The organism is Mesorhizobium sp. M1B.F.Ca.ET.045.04.1.1 (genome assembly GCF_003952465.1).
Lineage (GTDB): Bacteria > Pseudomonadota > Alphaproteobacteria > Rhizobiales > Rhizobiaceae > Mesorhizobium > Mesorhizobium shonense.
Map to the genome: position 1 here is coordinate 6,883,724 of NZ_CP034448.1, position 16,533 is coordinate 6,900,256.

A 16,533-nucleotide genomic window follows, 5' to 3' on the forward strand; every position below is an offset into this window, starting at 1 on the left:
CTCACGCCGCCTCGGCGACCGGCATCGCAGCGGTGCGCCTGAAATGCTCGATCGCCGCCGCCACGCCGGAGCCCGGCGCAAGGCGCACGCCGCAATCGAGCAGCGCCATTTCGGCCGCCGACAGCGAAGCACAGACCATCACCTCGTTCAGCCAGCCGAGATGGCCGATGCGGAAGACCTTGCCGAACACCTTGTTGAGGCCGCCGCCGAGCGATGTCTGATAGGTCCGATGGGCGCGCTTGACGACGTCGGCGCTGTCGATGCCTTCGGGCACCAGGATGGCGCTCACCGTGTCGGAGTGCCATTTGCGTTGCTTGGCGCACAGCTTCAGCCCCCAGGCATCGACCGCCTTGCGCACGCCTTCGGCCAGGCGATGGTGGCGGGCGAAGATGTTGTCCAGCCCTTCCTCGGCGATGAGATCGAGCGAGGCGCGCAAGCCGCGCAGGAGCTGCGTGGCCGGCGTGTAGGGGAAGTAGCCGGTGTCGTTGGTGCGGATCATGTCCTCGAAGGCGAAGTAGCAGCGCCGGTGCGTCGCGGTCCTGGACGCGGCGAGCGCCTTCTTGCTGACCGACAGGAAGCCAAGGCCGGCTGGCAGCATGAAGCCCTTCTGCGAGCCGGAGACGGCACAGTCGACGCGCCATTCCTCCTGGCGGAAGTCGATCGAGCCGATCGACGAGACACCATCGACGAAGAGCAGCGCAGGGTGGTTCGCGGCGTCGAGCGCGGCGCGGCAGCCGGCGACGTCGCTGGTGACGCCGGTCGCCGTTTCGTTCTGGGTGCAGAAGACCGCCTTGATGCGGTGGGCCTTGTCCGCATGCAGCTTCTCGGCATAAATATCCAGCGGAACCCCGGTTCCCCATTGGCAGTCGATGACGTCGACGTCGAAGCCGAGGCGCTCGGCCATGTCGACCCATAGATGCGAGAACTGGCCGAAGCGCGACATCAGCACCCGGTCGCCGGGGCTGAGCACGTTGGTCATCGCCGCTTCCCAGGCGCCGGTGCCCGACGAGGGGTAGATGAAGACACGACCGGTCTCGTTCTTGAAGACCCGTCTGATGTCCTCGAACAGCGGCAGCGTGAGATTGGGGAAGGAGGCGGCGCGCATGTCTTCCATCGGCAGGTTCATGGCCTGCCGGATCTCTTCCGGGATGTTGGTGGGTCCTGGGATGAAAAGGTGGGTGAACCCAGCCATGAAATCCTCCTCGATAAGCGGCTGACCCGCGATTGTCATGAAAGGAGCATCGATCGATGGCCGGCTACCAACAACACCTGCCCGGATAGAAATGACCTGTTGGCCGGATAGGTTTTTGCCTACCCGGCCGGATGATGAACGCCAGGCAATCGAAACGAACCCTTGAAATCATTGCCTGGGCGCTGACAGGCCGTCTTCGCTGGAAGCCTGTTCGGCGCGAACCGAAACCATTTTTTGGCGGGCCGGACACGAGCTTGCGACTGCATACTGCAGCGCCAGGTTCGGCGGACAACGTGGCGGTCATCCAAAGGGGCTGGAGCAGGAAACGGCCAGCCAAAGTGGCGGGCTCAATCTCCGTGGCAGAGAATGCGCAGGACTTCGTCAATGCATGTCGCCCAAAAGTGCGCAGCGGTTTTGGGAAGACGACGTGCATCAAATCAAAGACTTGAAGCGCGTCGCCTGAATCCGTTTCAGTGCGTCGCGCTTGAAGCCGCGTGGCAAACACCATGCGGCTTCATGGGAGCAGGGAGCTCACCAGCTTTCGTGGCTTGGGCCGCCAGCGGACACGGCTTGCTCAGTCCGGCCAAATGCCCGGCGACGTCGGGGCGCCGTCGTCATATCGCGACAGCCATTCCACGATCTTGGGCCGATTGGTGACAAAGCCCTTGTAGGTCGCAAGCTCGGTCGGCAGGTCGCGGATGACGCGATGGAAGCGCCTGGCCCATTTCGGCACCGTCACCAGTTCGTCGAGCTTGATGAGGTAGCAGCGGATCGGAAACACCAGGGCATTCGAGCGCGGGAGACGGAAGAAGGTCTGAAGCTCGACGCGCAAATGCATCATTTGCCCCATGTTCTCGAGCGTCAGGTCTTTCTTCATCACGCCCCATTTGTGATAGTTTTCGGGGCTTGTATCCAGCAGCGGATTGACGGTCATCGTCCAGTTCAGGCGCCGCGCCGGCGAGCCTTGCTGCACGTTCAGGAGGAACTTCAGGGCGCGCTGGAAGATACCCATCTCGTGCGCCTTCGGCACCGGGGCGTGCCACTCGAAGAAGTTCATGCCGATGTCGAAATCGAGGCTCCAGTCGGCCTGGGTCGTCACCATGCCGGCGTCCATCCACAGGTTGTCGTCGCGCTGGTCGAGCACCGCAAAGTCGCCCTGGGTCTGCCGCGTGATGTACTCCATCGGACCACAGGGCAACGTGGTCTCATCGAGGAAGGTGAATTTCTGTTCGATCCCCAGCGGACGGTTGATCCAGTGCCATTTGGCGCCGTCGCGGTGCAGCTCGAAAAGCTCTGGATACTCCTCCGCCTTCGAGGTCATGATCAGCTCGAGCAGGTCCCATCCGGCCAAGGTCATGTGCGGCAGCGACTGGCAGCGCAACGGATCCTCGGCCAAAACGCGGGCACGGTCGCGCATCTCCGAGACGTAGTGCTCATCGACGTCGAAGGTCCGCTCGTAGACGCTCCCCGGGCGGTATGATTTATGCGGCTCCAGATTCACCGAGTACATGTAGCTGTCCTCGGGGAACGGGAAAGGGAAGCGCTTGACCGCCTCCGGCGAGTTGCGGAAGGTGAAATCGTCGTGAAAGGTTTCTTCCTTGAAGATGATAGTCATCGCAGCGTCCTCCTCGCTATCGATCCAACACCAGCGTCTTGCCTTCGAAGCGTGATACGCAAGGCATGATCTTGGTGCCGCTGGCACATTGCGCCGGCGTCAGCCAATGGTCCTTGTGCAGGAACGTTCCCTCATACTCGAGGACGTCCGTCTCGCACTGACCGCAGGCTCCGCCGCGGCACAGATATGGCGCCTCGACGCCGGCTGCTTCGATCGCTTCGAGCAGGCTTTGGTGCTCGCCGACCTGAATCGTCTTGTTCGAGCGCGCCAGCATGACCTCGAAGGGCTTGCCTGAGGCAGGTGCAAGGAATTCTTCGTGATGCACCGCCTCGCGCGGCCATCCGAGCGCCGTCGCGGTCTTGCGCACCCAGGCGATCATACCTTTGGGGCCGCAGACATAGACATGGGTGCCGAGCGGCTGCCCGTCGAGCAATGCCGGCAGGTCGATCTGCTCGCCCCGGTCGTCGTGGTAAAGATGAACGCGCGGGCGATAGTTGGCCACCAGCTCGTCCGCGTAGGAACCAAGGGATGCGGTCCGCACGGAGTAGTGCAGTTCGAAGTTGCCGTTCATGGCGCTTAGTTGCTTGATCTGCGCCAGGAACGGCGTGATGCCGATGCCTCCGGCAAGCAACAGGTGCTTTCGCGCCCGCAAATCCAGGGCGAAGAGATTGACCGGGTTGGAGATGACCATTTCCATCCCCGGCCTCACCTGCCGGTGCATGAACAACGAACCGCCTCTTCCGTTGTCGTCGCGGCGGATCGAGATCGAATAGCCCTCCCGGTCGCCGGGATCGCTCATGATCGAGTAGGGATTGCGGCGCACGCGATCCCGGTCGTTCATCTCCACGACCGTATGCGCGCCGCCCGAGAAAGTAGGCATCAAGCCGCCATCACGGCGCACGAACCTGAACCGGGTGACGAGCTCGTTGACCGGCGTGACCTCAGCCACCCTGACGGGTATTTTCGCGGCGCCTGCGCTCATCTGAACCGCTCCACCGATTCCGGAATGTTACCGGGATCTTCCGCATCGACGCGCACGCCCTGGAAGGCCGCGATGCGGCGCGAATAGTGATCGCGCACGAACAGATGCAGCCCGCAATGGGCGCATTGGAAAGGATCGTGTGTCACGTCTTCGGTGATACCCTTGCAATGCACGCACTGCACACGGCGTGCCGTCGAGCCGCGATGTTCCGTCTGGATGGCGGAATGCGGAATGCCGGCCTCCGTGGCCTCGAACATCGCCTGTCCCACCAGCCCTTCAGTTCCCGCGAGATAGACCTGCAGGCCCATATGCGCCCCGGCCAGCACCCGCCTCAGCCGTGGAAGCGCGGCCTCATAGCTTGGCCCGACATAGAGTTGGGCTGGGGCCAGTTGCTCCAACTTGGTAACGAACTTGTCCCCGGCCCTTTTGGGAATGTATATGACGTGGGCCCTAGCGAAGAAATCGGAGGGCGCAGAGGCAGCCAAATCGAGGATTGCTTCCGCCCCTTCAGCGTCGGCGACCATCAAATGCAGCCTGCCCGGCCGTATCTCCAGCACGTCATAGACGGGACGGCTTAGAATCGAGCCTTCTAACACTGACTTTAACCCTCGGCTCCGTTTTGGTTGGTTTGCGGGCTTGAATCCCGTCTGCGACCTCTCACCGCGACCTATCCCTTGGCGGTGCGACGTTTCTTTTCCGCATCAAAGAACGGCATCGAGTGGGCGACGCAGGGAATTTCGCCGGTGGAATTCTGAACGGTCATCTTCACTCCGTCGACCGCGCAATCCACCGGCATGCGGGCAATGCCGATATTGTGCTTGTTGAGACTGGAGTACATGCCCATCGTCACGACGCCGACCTTTTTGCCGTCCTTGAACAGCGGCGCGCCCTCCTCGGCCGGCGTCGTGCCTTCGAGCTTGACGCCGTAGATCTTGAAGCGCTCCTTGCCCTTCAGCCGATAATGTTCCTCGGCCCCGCGGAAGCCCACCTTGCCGGGCGAGACGGTGAAGTCGAGCCCGAGTTCCCACAGCGTGTCGCCGGGACCTTCGTTCTCAAAAGGATACTTCTCCGAATTGTCGTAAGGGAAAAACAGCAGATAGCTTTCGGCCCGCAGCAGATCGAGCGTCGTGAACCGGCAGGGGATGATGCCCATGCTTGCGCCCTCCTCCAGGATCCGATCCCAGATCGCAGGAGCATCCTGACCGCGGCAGAAGATTTCGTAGCCGCGCTCGCCGGTGTAGCCAGTGCGCGAAATCGTCACCGGCAGACCGAAAAGCGAGGTTTGCATATGGCTGAAGTAGTTCAGGTTCCGGATGCCTTCCACATGCTTTTGCAGGTAGTCGACAGCGAGCGGCCCCTGCAGCGACAGGTCGTGGAGATTGTCATCGAAGCGGATGGCGACGTCGCGCCCGGTAGCCGCCATGGTAAGCTGTTCGTGGGCGCCGCCGGAGCCGTGCACGACCATCCAGCTGTTCGGTCCCATGCGGTAGATCACGCAGTCGTCGATGAACTTGCCGGCGTCGTTCAGCATGGTCGCGTATACTGAACGGCCGGGCATGATCTTCTCGGCGTTGCGGGTCGTGGCGCGGTCGATGATGTGGCTCGCCGCGGGGCCGTTCAAATGGACTTTCTTCAAACCGGAGACGTCCATAAGGCCGGCTTTGGTGCGGATCGCCAGATATTCGCGCTCCGGGTCGCCCGCATACTGCCAGGCGGTGCCCATGCCGCTCCAGTCTTCAAGCTTCGAACCTAGCGCGCGATGGCGATCGGCGAGCGTGGAAAATCTCCAGGAATTGGTCATTGCATTCCCCTTTTTTATACCAATTATTGAACCAGTTTGCGAGAACTGGTTCTTGAAATCAATACTCCCCGTTAAAATTTTTTACCTGAGAGCAAAAATGACCGATCGGACATCGCGGCAAGGAAGAACCGAAGGCCAACCGAAATGGCGAGCGAGACACTTGCGCGAAACAGACGCCGAAACGCCGAATTGGCGATCAGAATCACCCGACCGCCAGAAGGGCGCGGTCATCGGCCGTGGCTTGCGTGGCCAACCAGAACCATCGCAAATGGATGCGAACTTTCGGATGTCGAAAGGAACGTCGCAGATGTCATCGAAACATGAGGCTGCCTTGGCACTGATCGCGGACCATTCAATCACCGCCACGGTTCGTGTCGTGGTGGACACGCTGCTGGCGCGAATAAGCTCTCAGCAATACACCACTGACGAGCGACTGCCCTCGGAGCGGACATTGGCCAGTGAACTTGGCGTCGCCCGCAACACGGTTCGCGAAGCGCTGGACATACTCGAGAAGCATGGCTTCATACGCCGGCGTGCCGGGAGCGGCAGCTTCGTGAAGGGTCAGGCAGCCCCGGATGACGCGACCGGCGGTATTGCTGCCGAGACAAGCCCGCTCGACCTCCTGGTGATGCGCGGAATAATCGAACCCGACATGATGAGGCTCGCCATCATCAACATGTCGCCGCGCGCCATTGAGGGACTGAGCGAGACCTTGTCCGCCATGGAAGCGGTTCAAACCGAAGCGGCGGAGTTCGCCCGGCTCGAGGACGAATTCCACCGCCAGGTAGCCCGCGGCGCGGGAAATCCGCTGCTGACGTCATGCTACGATCTGTTGCTCCAGGCTCGCCGCCAGAGCTTCCGCGCCGCCCTCAACCGGCGGCATCTGACACCCAGGCGAATACAGGACTACCAGCGCCGCTACAACACGCTGCTCAACGCGATCATCGCCCGCGATATCGAGAGTGCGGTCGAATTCACCAAGCTGCTATTGATTGAGGAACAAAAGCTGCTTCTGCAGGAAGACTGAGCCTCGGTCAGTCCAATTCGGCAGCGATGCGCAGCTCTCCGGAGGCACTGGAATGACGCTGATCCCACATCAGCCCAAGCGCGCGCATTTCGTCGCGCAACCGGGCGCCGTGCCTCTGCAGCCAAGCCGGGACCGATCCAAAGGCTACAATACGCGCCTGGCCATTCGTAATGCGTACGACCGGCCAGTCGCCGATCAGGGCATTGTCATTCCCGAATAGCTCCGAGCCCGCCCATTGCGCCATCCCGAACGCATGTTCGCCGAGCCCGCCATGCTTCATCGCTGCGAGAACGGAGACAGGCGCTGCCGTTCCAGCTTTCTCGACCGCCGCATGCCAAAGGTCGAGCGTGGCAACGTATTCCCAGGAAACCGCGCTCCAGCTGTCCGGGAAACGCCGGTTGTATTCCGCGAAGAACTCGGCTGGACGATTGAAGAAGAAGGCCTTGTCGCGAAGCTCCGGATCGTCGAAATCCGGGAACTGGAACAGAAAGCCCTCCATGAAATCGATCGATGTCCGGTCGACAAGCCGCCGATAATAGTCGGCAGTACAAGAAATGATCTGCCCCCGGAATCCCGACCGGAAAGCAGCCTCGGTCAGCGCGTGAACCATTGGCTCATAGCTCGTGCACCAACACAAAATGTCGGGATTGCCGGCCAGCATTGCGCGCAGGATTTCGTCGGCGTTCGTGGCCTCCGGCGCGTAGCGTATCTCGCCCACCGACGCGATCCCCTCGGCCGCAAAGGCGGCGCGATAGGTAGCCAGCGAAGGCAGGCCCAGCGCATCCGTCTGGCTGCACATCGCAACGCGGCGCAGGTCGGGGCGGTTGCGTCCAAGCCATTCGACTGCCGTGACGTTGTAGAGGGGGTGGATCTCGCTGGGCGCGATCAGGTACGGCGTGTCGGGCGAAAGATCGCTCGGCAGCAGCGTCGAGGTCAGGATCTTGCGCGACATGAGATAGTTCTGGACCGGACGAAACGTGTCGCCTCCGTGCATCATCAGCAGCCCTACCCCGTGATCCTGCACGAGGCGCCGAGCCCCTACCGCTGCCCGATCGGGTTCATAGCCGCAGTCCTCGGCCAATAGTTGGACGTTGTGCCGCGTCCCGCCGATGAGCATTCCGCCAGTGCGATTGATCCAGTCCACCCAGATGCGGCAGCCGTTCAGTCCCGGCAGCCCCCAAGAGCTGACAGGCCCGCTGAGCGGCCCGAGAAAGCCTACTTTGACTACTCGTTGTGCGCCGACGCCCAGCCGTTTGACCTGGGCGTTCACTGCAAGTCGTTGCACTAGGCTGGCGGCGTTCATGGGCGCTCCTCACCGACCGTTCATAGACCGAGGCCAATTCCGGTGCAAATTCATTTTCCTTCCATGAATATTAGTTGACAAGTTTGCCGTTTCGATCATAACTGGTTTGAACCAAAAGAACCAATCCAGCAAAAACCGGTTCAGACCAATGGGAGAATCATGATGAAGAAACGGATTGCCGTCATCGGTGCCGGCCCGTCCGGCTTGGCTCAGTTGCGCGCCTTTGCGTCCGCGGCGCAGAAAGGTGCCGAGATTCCCGAAATCGTCTGCTTCGAAAAGCAGAGGAATTGGGGAGGGTTGTGGAACTACACCTGGCGCACGGGCCTGGACGAATTTGGCGAGCCGGTGCATGGCTCGATGTATCGCTATCTCTGGTCCAACGGCCCGAAGGAGGGCCTCGAGTTCGCCGACTACTCCTTCGAGGAGCACTTCGGCAAGCAGATTGCCTCCTATCCGCCCCGGGCCGTGTTGTTTGACTACATCGAAGGGCGCGTGACGAAGGCTGGCGTCCGCCCGTGGATCCGTTTTTCTACGGTTGTCAGGTATGTGACCTGGAGCGCTGAGACCCGCAAGTTCACCGTGCGTGTGCACGATCTTCCCAATGACCGATCCTACTCGGAAGAGTTCGACCACGTGATCGTCGCGTCGGGGCATTTCTCGACTCCGAACGTGCCGGAATTCCCCGGATTCGAGACATTCAATGGCCGTATCCTCCATGCTCACGACTTCCGCGATGCACGAGAATTTGTCGGTCAGGACATACTGATCATCGGAACCAGCTACTCCGCCGAGGATATCGGTTCCCAGTGCTGGAAGTACGGTTGCAAGTCCGTCACGGTCAGCCACCGGACGGAGGCCATGGGCTTCAAATGGCCGGCCAACTGGAAAGAGGTGCCCCTGCTGACCAAGGTCGAAGGTAACGTCGCAACCTTCAAGGATGGCTCGACGGCGACCGTCAACGCGATCATCCTGTGTACCGGCTACAAGCACCATTTCCCGTTCATGTCGGACGAATTGCGGCTGCGCACCGCGAACAGGTTGGCCACGGCTGACCTCTACAAGGGTGTCGTCTACGTCCACAATCCGGCGCTGTTTTATCTCGGCATGCAGGACCAGTGGTATACCTTCAATATGTTCGATGCGCAGGCCTGGTGGGCGCGCGACGTTATCCTCGGCAGGATCAAGCTGCCTGCATCCAAGGACGAGCTGATTGCCGACGTCGAGAAGCGGGTGGCGGCCGAGGATGCGGGAGAGGACAGCTATGACGCGATCCGCTACCAGGGCAGCTATATCAAGGAGCTGATCGCCGAGACCGACTATCCAAGCTTTGATGTCGACGGCGCCGACGAAGCTTTCTTCCAATGGAAGAAGCATAAGGCCAAGGACATCATGGGCTTCCGCAACAACAGCTACAAATCGGTCATGACCGGTACCATGGCGCCGCAGCATCACACGCCGTGGAAAGACGCGCTGGACGACACAATGCAGAGTTATCTGCGCAACTGAGCTTCGTTGCCCAGCGACTTTTCCAGAAGCCCTGCGGACCGTTCACTTCCCCTTGCCGCGTTGGGAGCAGTTCCGGGCAGATGACGAGACGGGCCCTGGTCAGCACACGCTGAGTAGGGCAAAAATAAGGAGGAGCCGGGATGCTGACTACACAGACCGCACATAGGTCGTTCAGTTTCTACCTCTTGCCTGGCTTCTCGCTTCAGGCGTTCTCTTGCGCGGTCGAAGTGCTGCGGTTAGCCAACGAAGCAATCGGGAAAACCGTCTACAGCTGGCAAGTCATATCTGAAGACGGGCAACCCGTGATGTCGAGTTGCCGAATGACCGTCGGCATCGACTCCACGTTGAGAGCTGAACGCGAGAGAACCCAAAAGTCAAACTCAACGTCAGCCGCGGTGATTTGCGGCGGCAGCGGCATCCCCCGCCCAAATAGGCAGCTCGATGCCTGGCTAAGGGAATGCCGCATGCGCCGTATTCCAGTCGTTTGCATCGGCAGTGGCACCGTCGTTGTCGCGCGGGCTGGATTGGCGGACGGGCGTCGGTGCGCCGTTCACTGGGAGCAGCTTCCTTTATTTTGCGAGCAGTTTCCGGGGATAGAGTCCACCCAGACGGCCTTTGAACATGATGGAGATCTGCATACCTGTTCGGGTGGGGATGCACCTTTCGACATGTTCCTGAACTTGGTGGAACGCGACCATGGCTCAGTCGTCGTCAACCGCGTCTGCGAAAAAGCCATCGCGTACCGAATGCGTTCAGCCGGGGAGCGACAGCGCCTGCCCCTCCATTCTCGTGTCAAGCTCAACCACAAGGCAGTGATGAAGGTCATTGGCCTGATGGAGGAAAGCTTGGACGATCCTATGCCGGTCGACGATCTTGTCGCGTTAAGCGGAATATCGCGCCGGCAGATCGAAAGGCTTTTCGACAGAGAGTTGGGGCGCTCACCGAACCGATACTACATGGAGCTGCGTCTGGAACGCGCGCAGCTGCTTCTTGTGAGCACCAACTTGCCAGTCGTGGAAGTTGCGGTGGCTTGCGGTTTTATCTCGCCGTCGCACTTTTCCAAAGTCTATCGCGAAGCCTACGGATGCGCTCCGCATCAGACACGACTGTCCGCCCGAGAGGACGGGCACGCCGACCTGATGGACCCGGCGCTGCTGGGCCTGAACTGCACAGATGTATCCCAACACAGGTTGTCGATGACCGCGTAGCCGACGAAGCAGCTGAGCCCCAGCTCAGCGAGGAGGAAACGATGCTAAACACGATCTACCCTCCCGTCCGCGGTGGACCGCCGCAGGCGAGCCGCATCATCCGTCCCGCAGGATTGACCTTACCGGCCGGCACCGAGCGTTACATCGTCAGCGGCGCCGGAGCGATGTTGATCGACATTGCGGCAGGCGACAGCATCACCGTAACGAATGATGAGGGCGGCCAAATCTGCGAGGTGGTCGTGGCCGACGCGTCGGGCCGCATTGACGCCGGCATGGTCGGCCATGGTCCGAACTCGGATGCTGCGGGTTTGAAGGCGCTGCTAGTCAGTCAGGACCGCAGCCTGCAACGGCTGCGCACGGCGCTGGAGATCCGTGGTATCGACCTCGCTGCGGCGGGCGGGATTCGCTTCTTCGAAGCGACAACGCCACCGAAGACCCAAGTCGAGTTGACCGTCCAGCGCGGCGGCTGGCTCGTCATCGCCGCGCCGGGAACCGACATGGCGCCGGACGACCAGAAGACTGCAACGCCCCTGAGCGTCCTCGTGCGGCGCGCGACGGTTCGCTTGCGTGAGACCTCCCGGGATTTGCCAGATCCGCTTGCCGATCCGGTTCTCGAGCTTCGCGTGCACTCATCGACGGCGGAGGCCTATTTCGTCAAAGCCGGGGACTACATTCAGATCATCGATGTCGACGGACGCCAGTGCACCGATTTCCAATGCTTCTCGGCACGCAAATTGGACAGCGGAAATGAGCATGCGCTCGACGTCACCGCCACGCGCAGCGCGATGGGGCATGCCTATCCGCTGCCTGGCCTGCATTCGAAGTACTACGATCAGGACTTCCTGCCGCTGGTCGAGGTCGTGCAGGACACTTGCGGTCGCCACGACGCCTTCTCGCTGGCGTGCTATGCAAAATATTACGACGATATCGGCTATCCCGGCCATATCAACTGCACGGAAAACTTCAACAAGGCGCTCGGCTCATACGGCGTCGGTCCGCGCGGCGGCTGGATGGCGGCCAACTTCTTCTTCAACACCGGGGTCGACGCGCATGGCGTCATGTATTCCGACGAGCCGTGGTCGCGGCCGGGCGACTACGTGCTCTTGCGGGCGCTGACCGACCTCGTCTGCGTCAACTCCGCCTGCCCTGACGACACGACGGCGGCCAATGGCTGGAATCCGACCGACATCCATGTGCGCACCTATTCAGGGGCGGAGAAATTCCAACGCGCCGTGGCGATCCGCGCCACTCCCGATTCGGAGCCGAAGATGACCAAGGAAACCGGGTTTCACGACCGCCTGTCCAAGCTGACCCGCAACTTCGTGGAATATCGCGGCTACTGGCTGGCCAACCGCTACGCAGAAGCCGGGCCGATCGAGGAGTACTGGGCTTGCCGGCAGAAGTCGGTGCTGATGGACCTTTCTGCCCTGCGCAAGTTCGAGGTGACGGGGCCGGATTCGGAAGCGCTGCTCCAGTACACGCTGACGCGTGACGTGAAGAAGCTGGCGGTCGGCCAGATCGTTTATACCGCCATGTGCTACGAGCATGGCGGAATGATTGACGACGGCACGTTGTTCCGCCTCGGTCAGGACAATTTCCGATGGGTCGGCGGCGACGAGTATTCGGGCATATGGCTGCGCGAACAGGCGGAAAAGCTCGGCCTCAACGTCCTGGTCCGTAGTTCCACCGACCAACTGCACAACATTGCCGTGCAAGGGCCGGAAAGCCGCGAGCTGCTGAAGAAGGTGATCTGGACGCCGCCGCATCAGCCGTCGATCGCCGAACTCGGCTGGTTCCGTTTCACCGTTGGCCGCATCGGTGATGACCAGGGCCTACCTGTCGTGCTGTCGCGGACCGGCTACACGGGCGAGCTGGGCTACGAGGTCTGGTGCCACCCCAGGCACGCGGGCGAGGTCTTCGACGCGATCTGGGCCGAGGGGCCGGCACACGGATTGACGCCAATGGGCCTGTCCGCCCTCGATATGGTTCGGATCGAGGCCGGATTGATCTTCGCCGGCTATGACTTCTCTGATCAGACCGACCCATTCGAGGCGGGCATCGGCTTCACCGTGCCGCTCAAGTCCAAGGCCGACGATTTCATCGGGCGCGACGCACTGATCCGGCGCAAGGAGCATCCATCGCGCAAGATAGTCGGGCTTGACATCGAAGGGGCCGTCGCGGTCGGCCATGGCGACTGCATCCATCTTGGGCGCGCGCAGATCGGCGAGGTCACATCGTCGATGCGTTCGCCGATCCTCGGCAAGAACATTGCGTTGGCGCGCATCGACGTGGCCCATGCCGATGTCGGCACGCAGGTCGAGATCGGCAAGCTCGACGGGCACCAGAAGCGGCTGCCGGCCACGATCGTCCCGCTATCGCACTATGATCCCAAGAAAACCCGTCCACAGTCCTGACGCATATGGAACCAGTAGCAGCCAAGGAAACTCTTCTTGCGCAGATCGGCGGCGAAACGGCTTTGCGCGGTCTGGTCGACTGCTTCTACGACCTGATCGAGACCGATCCTCGCGGAGAGGCGTTGCTGCGACTGCATTTTCGCGGACACGGCGTCAATCATGCCCGCGAGGAACAGTTCAACTTTCTGTGCGGCTTTCTCGGCGGGCGTCGTCACTATCTGGAAAAGCACGGGCACATGGACGTCCGTCTCATGCACGCGCATGTGCCGATCTCGGCGGGCGACGCCGAGGACTGGCTGGCTCTCATGGATCGAGCCATCACCGAAATGCGGCTTTCAGGCCCGCAGGTAGACAAGATGCGCCTGGCATTCCGCCGTGTCGCACTGACGCTGGTCAACGATCTAGGGGAATGGGGGTGGGAAGCGCCTGACGATACGGAGGATCGTCAACAGCCTTTATTGAAATGAAAAAAACAAGCCTGGTAGGAAACAGAATAACCGGCAAAGGGAAGCCGGATCGCAGGAACACTCAACCTCTAACAATGGGAAAAAAGGCCATGAGCGCTTTATCTGACACTTACGCGGTGGAAGCCGCGGGGCAGTTGCATAGGAGCATTGACTGGCGAGGCGCCTTCTGGGTGGCAAGCGGCGTCCCCGCCCTCGTTCTGTTTTCGATCGGCGGCATTGCTGGAACGACTGGCAAGCTGGCCTTCCTGATCTGGACCGTGTCCATGATCATGGGCTTCCTGCAGTCGTTCACGTACGCCGAAATCGCCGGTCTGTTTCCCAACAAGTCCGGCGGCGCCTCGGTCTATGGTGCGACCGCCTGGCTGCGTTATTCGAAGTTCATCGCGCCATTGTCGGTGTGGTGCAACTGGTTCGCCTGGTCGCCGGTGCTGTCGCTCGGCTGCTCCATCGCCGCCGCCTACATCCTCAATGCGCTGGCGCCGGTTCCGGTCTTCACCGAGAGCTCTCCGCAGGTGATTGCCTACATCGGGACGCATGCCGGGACGAGCGCGGCCGACGCCATCGCGGCGGTGACGGCTGCCGCAACGCCTGCGATCCGCAGCTGGTCGCTCTTCAGCCACACGCTTGGGCCCGTCAGCTTCTCATTGAACGCGACCTTCTTCATCGGCGCCGTGCTGATGCTGATCATCTTCGCCATCCAGCACCGCGGCATCCTGGGCACCGCCAGTGTGCAGAAGTATATCGGCCTGCTCGTCATCATCCCGATGCTGATCGTCGGTGTCGTGCCGATCTTCACCGGCCAGATCGACTGGGCGAACTTCTCGCCGCTGGTCCCGCTGGCCGCCGCCTATGCGCCTGATCCCGGCACCTGGAACATCGCCGGCTGGACGCTGGCGCTCGGCGGCATGTTCATCGCCGCCTGGTCGACCTACGGCTTCGAGACCGCCGTCTGCTACACGTCGGAGTTCAAGAACCCCGGCACAGACACCTTCAAGGCGATCTTCTATTCCGGCCTGCTCTGTATGCTTCTGTTCATCCTGGTTCCGTTCACCTTCCAGGGCGTGTTGGGCTTGAACGGCATGCTGGCGACGCCAATCGTCGATGGCTCGGGCGTCGCTGATGCGTTGGCCAGCATGGTCGGCGGCGGTAACCTGATTCACAGCCTGCTGGTGATGCTGATGATCCTGGCGCTGGTGCTCTGCATCATGACAGCGATGGCCGGCTCCTCGCGCACGCTCTACCAGGGCTCCGTCGACGGTTGGCTGCCGCGCTATCTGAGCCACGTCAACGAGCACGGCGCGCCGACGCGGGCGATGTGGACCGACCTTTGCTTCAACCTTATCGTGCTGGCCATCGCCTCGGCCGACGCGACGAGCTTCTTCTTCATCCTCGCGGTGTCCAACTGCGGCTACATCATCTTCAACTTCCTCAACCTCAACGCCGGCTGGATCCACCGCATCGACAACGGCCATATCGAGCGGCCCTGGAAGGCGCCGACCTGGCTGCTGGGGATCGGGGCGATCTTCGCCTATGTCAACGCCATCTTCATGGGTGCCGGCGCCAAGGTCTGGAATCCGATGGCGCTGTGGGCCGGCCTGATCACCGCGGCACTGATCCTCCCGGTATTCTGCTTCCGGCACTACATTCAGGACGGCGGCAAGTTCCCCGATCACATGCTGGACGATCTCGGCATGAAATCCACCGATCTCAGAGCCAAGAAAGCCGGACTCCTGCCTTACGCGACGCTGGCGGCCGGCCTTATCGTGGTGCTGATCGCCGACCGGATCTTCGTACTGTGATCGGCGAGAGCCTGATCATCTTTGAACCGGGGAACGTTCCCTCCTCCCGGCCGCGTTGAACCGCGGTTGCTTAGTCACCGCCTGCAAGGGCCAGGCGGTGACTTCCTTTTTGATCCGTGAAAGGCCTGGCGTAGCTGCCGCCAACTGATCGAGGCAGACGAGGCGAAAACTTCTTTTTCTTCATATGAATTTTTCTTTCCTTATAGTTGACTTTCAGCCCGAATAATTGCAGGGTTTTGCAACTTGATTTTCGACGTTCGACGGCAATGCGATGCCGTATTTCATTCTCAAGAGGGAGAGAGGCGATGGCTGAAGTGATCGATGGCAAGGCTGTTGCCGCCGATGTGATCGCAAAGGTCACAAGCGCGAGCAACGACCTGGCTGTTTCGAAGGATGTAACGCCCGGTCTTGCGGTCATCATCGTCGGGGAGGATCCGGCAAGCCAGGTCTATGTGGCTGCGAAGTCGCGTACGGCGAAGGAATGCGGCTTCAATTCGTTGCAACATACGCTACCCGCGGACACCAGCGAAGCCTACCTGATCGATCTTATCGATATCTTGAATCGTGATCGTACGATCCATGGCATTCTGGTGCAGCTGCCGCTTCCGGATCACATCGATGCGGGCAAGGTCATCCAGGCGATTGCGCCGGAGAAAGACGTCGACGGCTTCCACTTTGTCAATGTCGGGAAGCTTGGCACCGGTGAGCTCGAGACGGCTTTCGTACCCTGCACACCGGCCGGCTCGATGCTGCTGATCGAGCGCGTGCATGGCAAGGATCTTTCCGGTCTCAATGCAGTCGTCGTCGGCCGCTCCAACATCGTTGGCAAGCCGATGGCCAACCTTCTGCTTGCCGCGAACGCCACCGTTACCGTTGCTCATAGCCGGACGAAGAATCTGCCCGAGCTTTGTCGTGGCGCCGACATCCTCGTGGCGGCGGTGGGCCGGCCGGAAATGATCAGGGGTGAGTGGGTGAAGCCAGGCACCACTGTGATCGACGTGGGCATCAACCGCGTCACCGCGCCGGAGAAGGGCAATGGCAAGAACCGCCTGGTCGGCGACGTCGCCTACGCTGAGGCGGCGGACCGTGCCGGCGCGATCACGCCCGTGCCCGGCGGCGTCGGGCCAATGACGATCGCGCTTCTGATGGCCAACACGCTGACCTCAGCCTACCTCGCCAGCAACCTGCCGAGGCCACAGTTCTAGAAACAGCATACATT

13 protein-coding genes are annotated in these 16,533 nt (G+C 61.2%); 7 read left to right on the plus strand and 6 right to left on the minus strand.

Annotated features, from left to right (window positions below):
* Nucleotide 1 precedes the first annotated feature (1 nt).
* The 5 genes from EJ071_RS34120 to EJ071_RS34140 all read right to left on the minus strand — a co-directional run bounded on the left by EJ071_RS34120 (nt 2) and on the right by EJ071_RS34140 (nt 5,590).
* Complete coding sequence (locus EJ071_RS34120) at nt 2-1,192, minus strand: aminotransferase class V-fold PLP-dependent enzyme (protein WP_126101792.1); 1,191 nt, start codon at nt 1,190-1,192, stop codon at nt 2-4.
* Nucleotides 1,193-1,766: 574 nt separating this feature from the next.
* Nucleotides 1,767-2,807, minus strand: a complete 1,041-nt coding sequence (locus tag EJ071_RS34125; RefSeq protein ID WP_126101793.1) for a DUF3445 domain-containing protein — start codon at nt 2,805-2,807, stop codon at nt 1,767-1,769.
* Nucleotides 2,808-2,823: 16 nt separating this feature from the next.
* Complete coding sequence (locus tag EJ071_RS34130) at nt 2,824-3,789, minus strand: PDR/VanB family oxidoreductase (protein WP_126101794.1); 966 nt, start codon at nt 3,787-3,789, stop codon at nt 2,824-2,826.
* Complete coding sequence (locus EJ071_RS34135) at nt 3,786-4,385, minus strand: dimethylamine monooxygenase subunit DmmA family protein (RefSeq protein WP_126101795.1); 600 nt, start codon at nt 4,383-4,385, stop codon at nt 3,786-3,788. The genes EJ071_RS34130 and EJ071_RS34135 overlap by 4 nt, the downstream gene beginning before the upstream one ends.
* A 71-nt stretch (nt 4,386-4,456) precedes the next feature.
* Nucleotides 4,457-5,590, minus strand: a complete 1,134-nt coding sequence (locus tag EJ071_RS34140; RefSeq protein ID WP_126101796.1) for an aminomethyltransferase family protein — start codon at nt 5,588-5,590, stop codon at nt 4,457-4,459.
* On the opposite strand from EJ071_RS34140, the gene EJ071_RS34145 reads away from it, so the two are divergent.
* Nucleotides 5,565-6,617 (plus strand): FCD domain-containing protein, encoded by a 1,053-nt coding sequence (locus tag EJ071_RS34145; protein ID WP_210211889.1) that lies wholly within the window; start codon nt 5,565-5,567, stop codon nt 6,615-6,617. The two genes, EJ071_RS34140 and EJ071_RS34145, sit on opposite strands and share 26 nt — an antisense overlap.
* Nucleotides 6,618-6,624: 7 nt before the next feature.
* Here the strand turns inward: EJ071_RS34145 and EJ071_RS34150 are convergent, their stop codons facing one another.
* On the minus strand, nt 6,625-7,920 hold the full coding sequence (locus EJ071_RS34150) for an ABC transporter substrate-binding protein (RefSeq protein WP_126101797.1): 1,296 nt from the start codon (nt 7,918-7,920) through the stop codon (nt 6,625-6,627).
* A gap of 162 nt (nt 7,921-8,082) precedes the next feature.
* Here EJ071_RS34150 and EJ071_RS34155 point away from each other — a divergent pair, with 162 nt between their 5' ends.
* The 6 genes from EJ071_RS34155 to folD all read left to right on the plus strand — a co-directional run bounded on the left by EJ071_RS34155 (nt 8,083) and on the right by folD (nt 16,519).
* Nucleotides 8,083-9,426 (plus strand): NAD(P)/FAD-dependent oxidoreductase, encoded by a 1,344-nt coding sequence (locus EJ071_RS34155; RefSeq protein WP_189521593.1) that lies wholly within the window; start codon nt 8,083-8,085, stop codon nt 9,424-9,426.
* A 140-nt stretch (nt 9,427-9,566) separates the two neighbouring features.
* Nucleotides 9,567-10,634: a GlxA family transcriptional regulator gene (locus EJ071_RS34160; protein WP_126101799.1), complete on the plus strand. Its 1,068-nt coding sequence runs from the start codon at nt 9,567-9,569 to the stop codon at nt 10,632-10,634.
* A 41-nt stretch (nt 10,635-10,675) separates the two neighbouring features.
* A complete protein-coding gene (locus EJ071_RS34165) occupies nt 10,676-13,048 on the plus strand; it encodes an aminomethyltransferase family protein (RefSeq protein ID WP_126101800.1) in 2,373 nt (790 codons plus the stop codon).
* 5 nt (nt 13,049-13,053) lie between these two features.
* Nucleotides 13,054-13,515 carry a group II truncated hemoglobin gene (locus EJ071_RS34170; RefSeq protein WP_126101801.1) on the plus strand — a complete coding sequence of 154 codons (462 nt, stop codon included), beginning with the start codon at nt 13,054-13,056 and terminating at the stop codon, nt 13,513-13,515.
* A gap of 89 nt (nt 13,516-13,604) precedes the next feature.
* Complete coding sequence (locus tag EJ071_RS34175) at nt 13,605-15,314, plus strand: APC family permease (RefSeq protein WP_126101802.1); 1,710 nt, start codon at nt 13,605-13,607, stop codon at nt 15,312-15,314.
* A gap of 305 nt (nt 15,315-15,619) precedes the next feature.
* On the plus strand, nt 15,620-16,519 hold the full coding sequence (gene folD, locus EJ071_RS34180; protein ID WP_126101803.1) for a bifunctional methylenetetrahydrofolate dehydrogenase/methenyltetrahydrofolate cyclohydrolase FolD: 900 nt from the start codon (nt 15,620-15,622) through the stop codon (nt 16,517-16,519).
* The last annotated feature ends 14 nt before the right edge of the window (nt 16,520-16,533 follow it).

What these genes read in the sequence shown, in the direction of transcription:
- EJ071_RS34170 (WP_126101801.1), top strand. Translation starts at nt 13,054, where the DNA reads ATGGAACCAGTAGCAGCCAAGGAAACTCTTCTTGCGCAGATCGGCGGC.
- EJ071_RS34175 (WP_126101802.1), top strand. Translation starts at nt 13,605, where the DNA reads ATGAGCGCTTTATCTGACACTTACGCGGTGGAAGCCGCGGGGCAGTTG.
- folD (WP_126101803.1), top strand. Translation starts at nt 15,620, where the DNA reads ATGGCTGAAGTGATCGATGGCAAGGCTGTTGCCGCCGATGTGATCGCA.
- EJ071_RS34140 (WP_126101796.1), bottom strand. Translation starts at nt 5,590, where the DNA reads ATGACCAATTCCTGGAGATTTTCCACGCTCGCCGATCGCCATCGCGCG.
- EJ071_RS34155 (WP_189521593.1), top strand. Translation starts at nt 8,083, where the DNA reads ATGAAGAAACGGATTGCCGTCATCGGTGCCGGCCCGTCCGGCTTGGCT.
- EJ071_RS34130 (WP_126101794.1), bottom strand. Translation starts at nt 3,789, where the DNA reads ATGAGCGCAGGCGCCGCGAAAATACCCGTCAGGGTGGCTGAGGTCACG.
- EJ071_RS34120 (WP_126101792.1), bottom strand. Translation starts at nt 1,192, where the DNA reads ATGGCTGGGTTCACCCACCTTTTCATCCCAGGACCCACCAACATCCCG.
- EJ071_RS34160 (WP_126101799.1), top strand. Translation starts at nt 9,567, where the DNA reads ATGCTGACTACACAGACCGCACATAGGTCGTTCAGTTTCTACCTCTTG.
- EJ071_RS34125 (WP_126101793.1), bottom strand. Translation starts at nt 2,807, where the DNA reads ATGACTATCATCTTCAAGGAAGAAACCTTTCACGACGATTTCACCTTC.
- EJ071_RS34165 (WP_126101800.1), top strand. Translation starts at nt 10,676, where the DNA reads ATGCTAAACACGATCTACCCTCCCGTCCGCGGTGGACCGCCGCAGGCG.
- EJ071_RS34150 (WP_126101797.1), bottom strand. Translation starts at nt 7,920, where the DNA reads ATGAACGCCGCCAGCCTAGTGCAACGACTTGCAGTGAACGCCCAGGTC.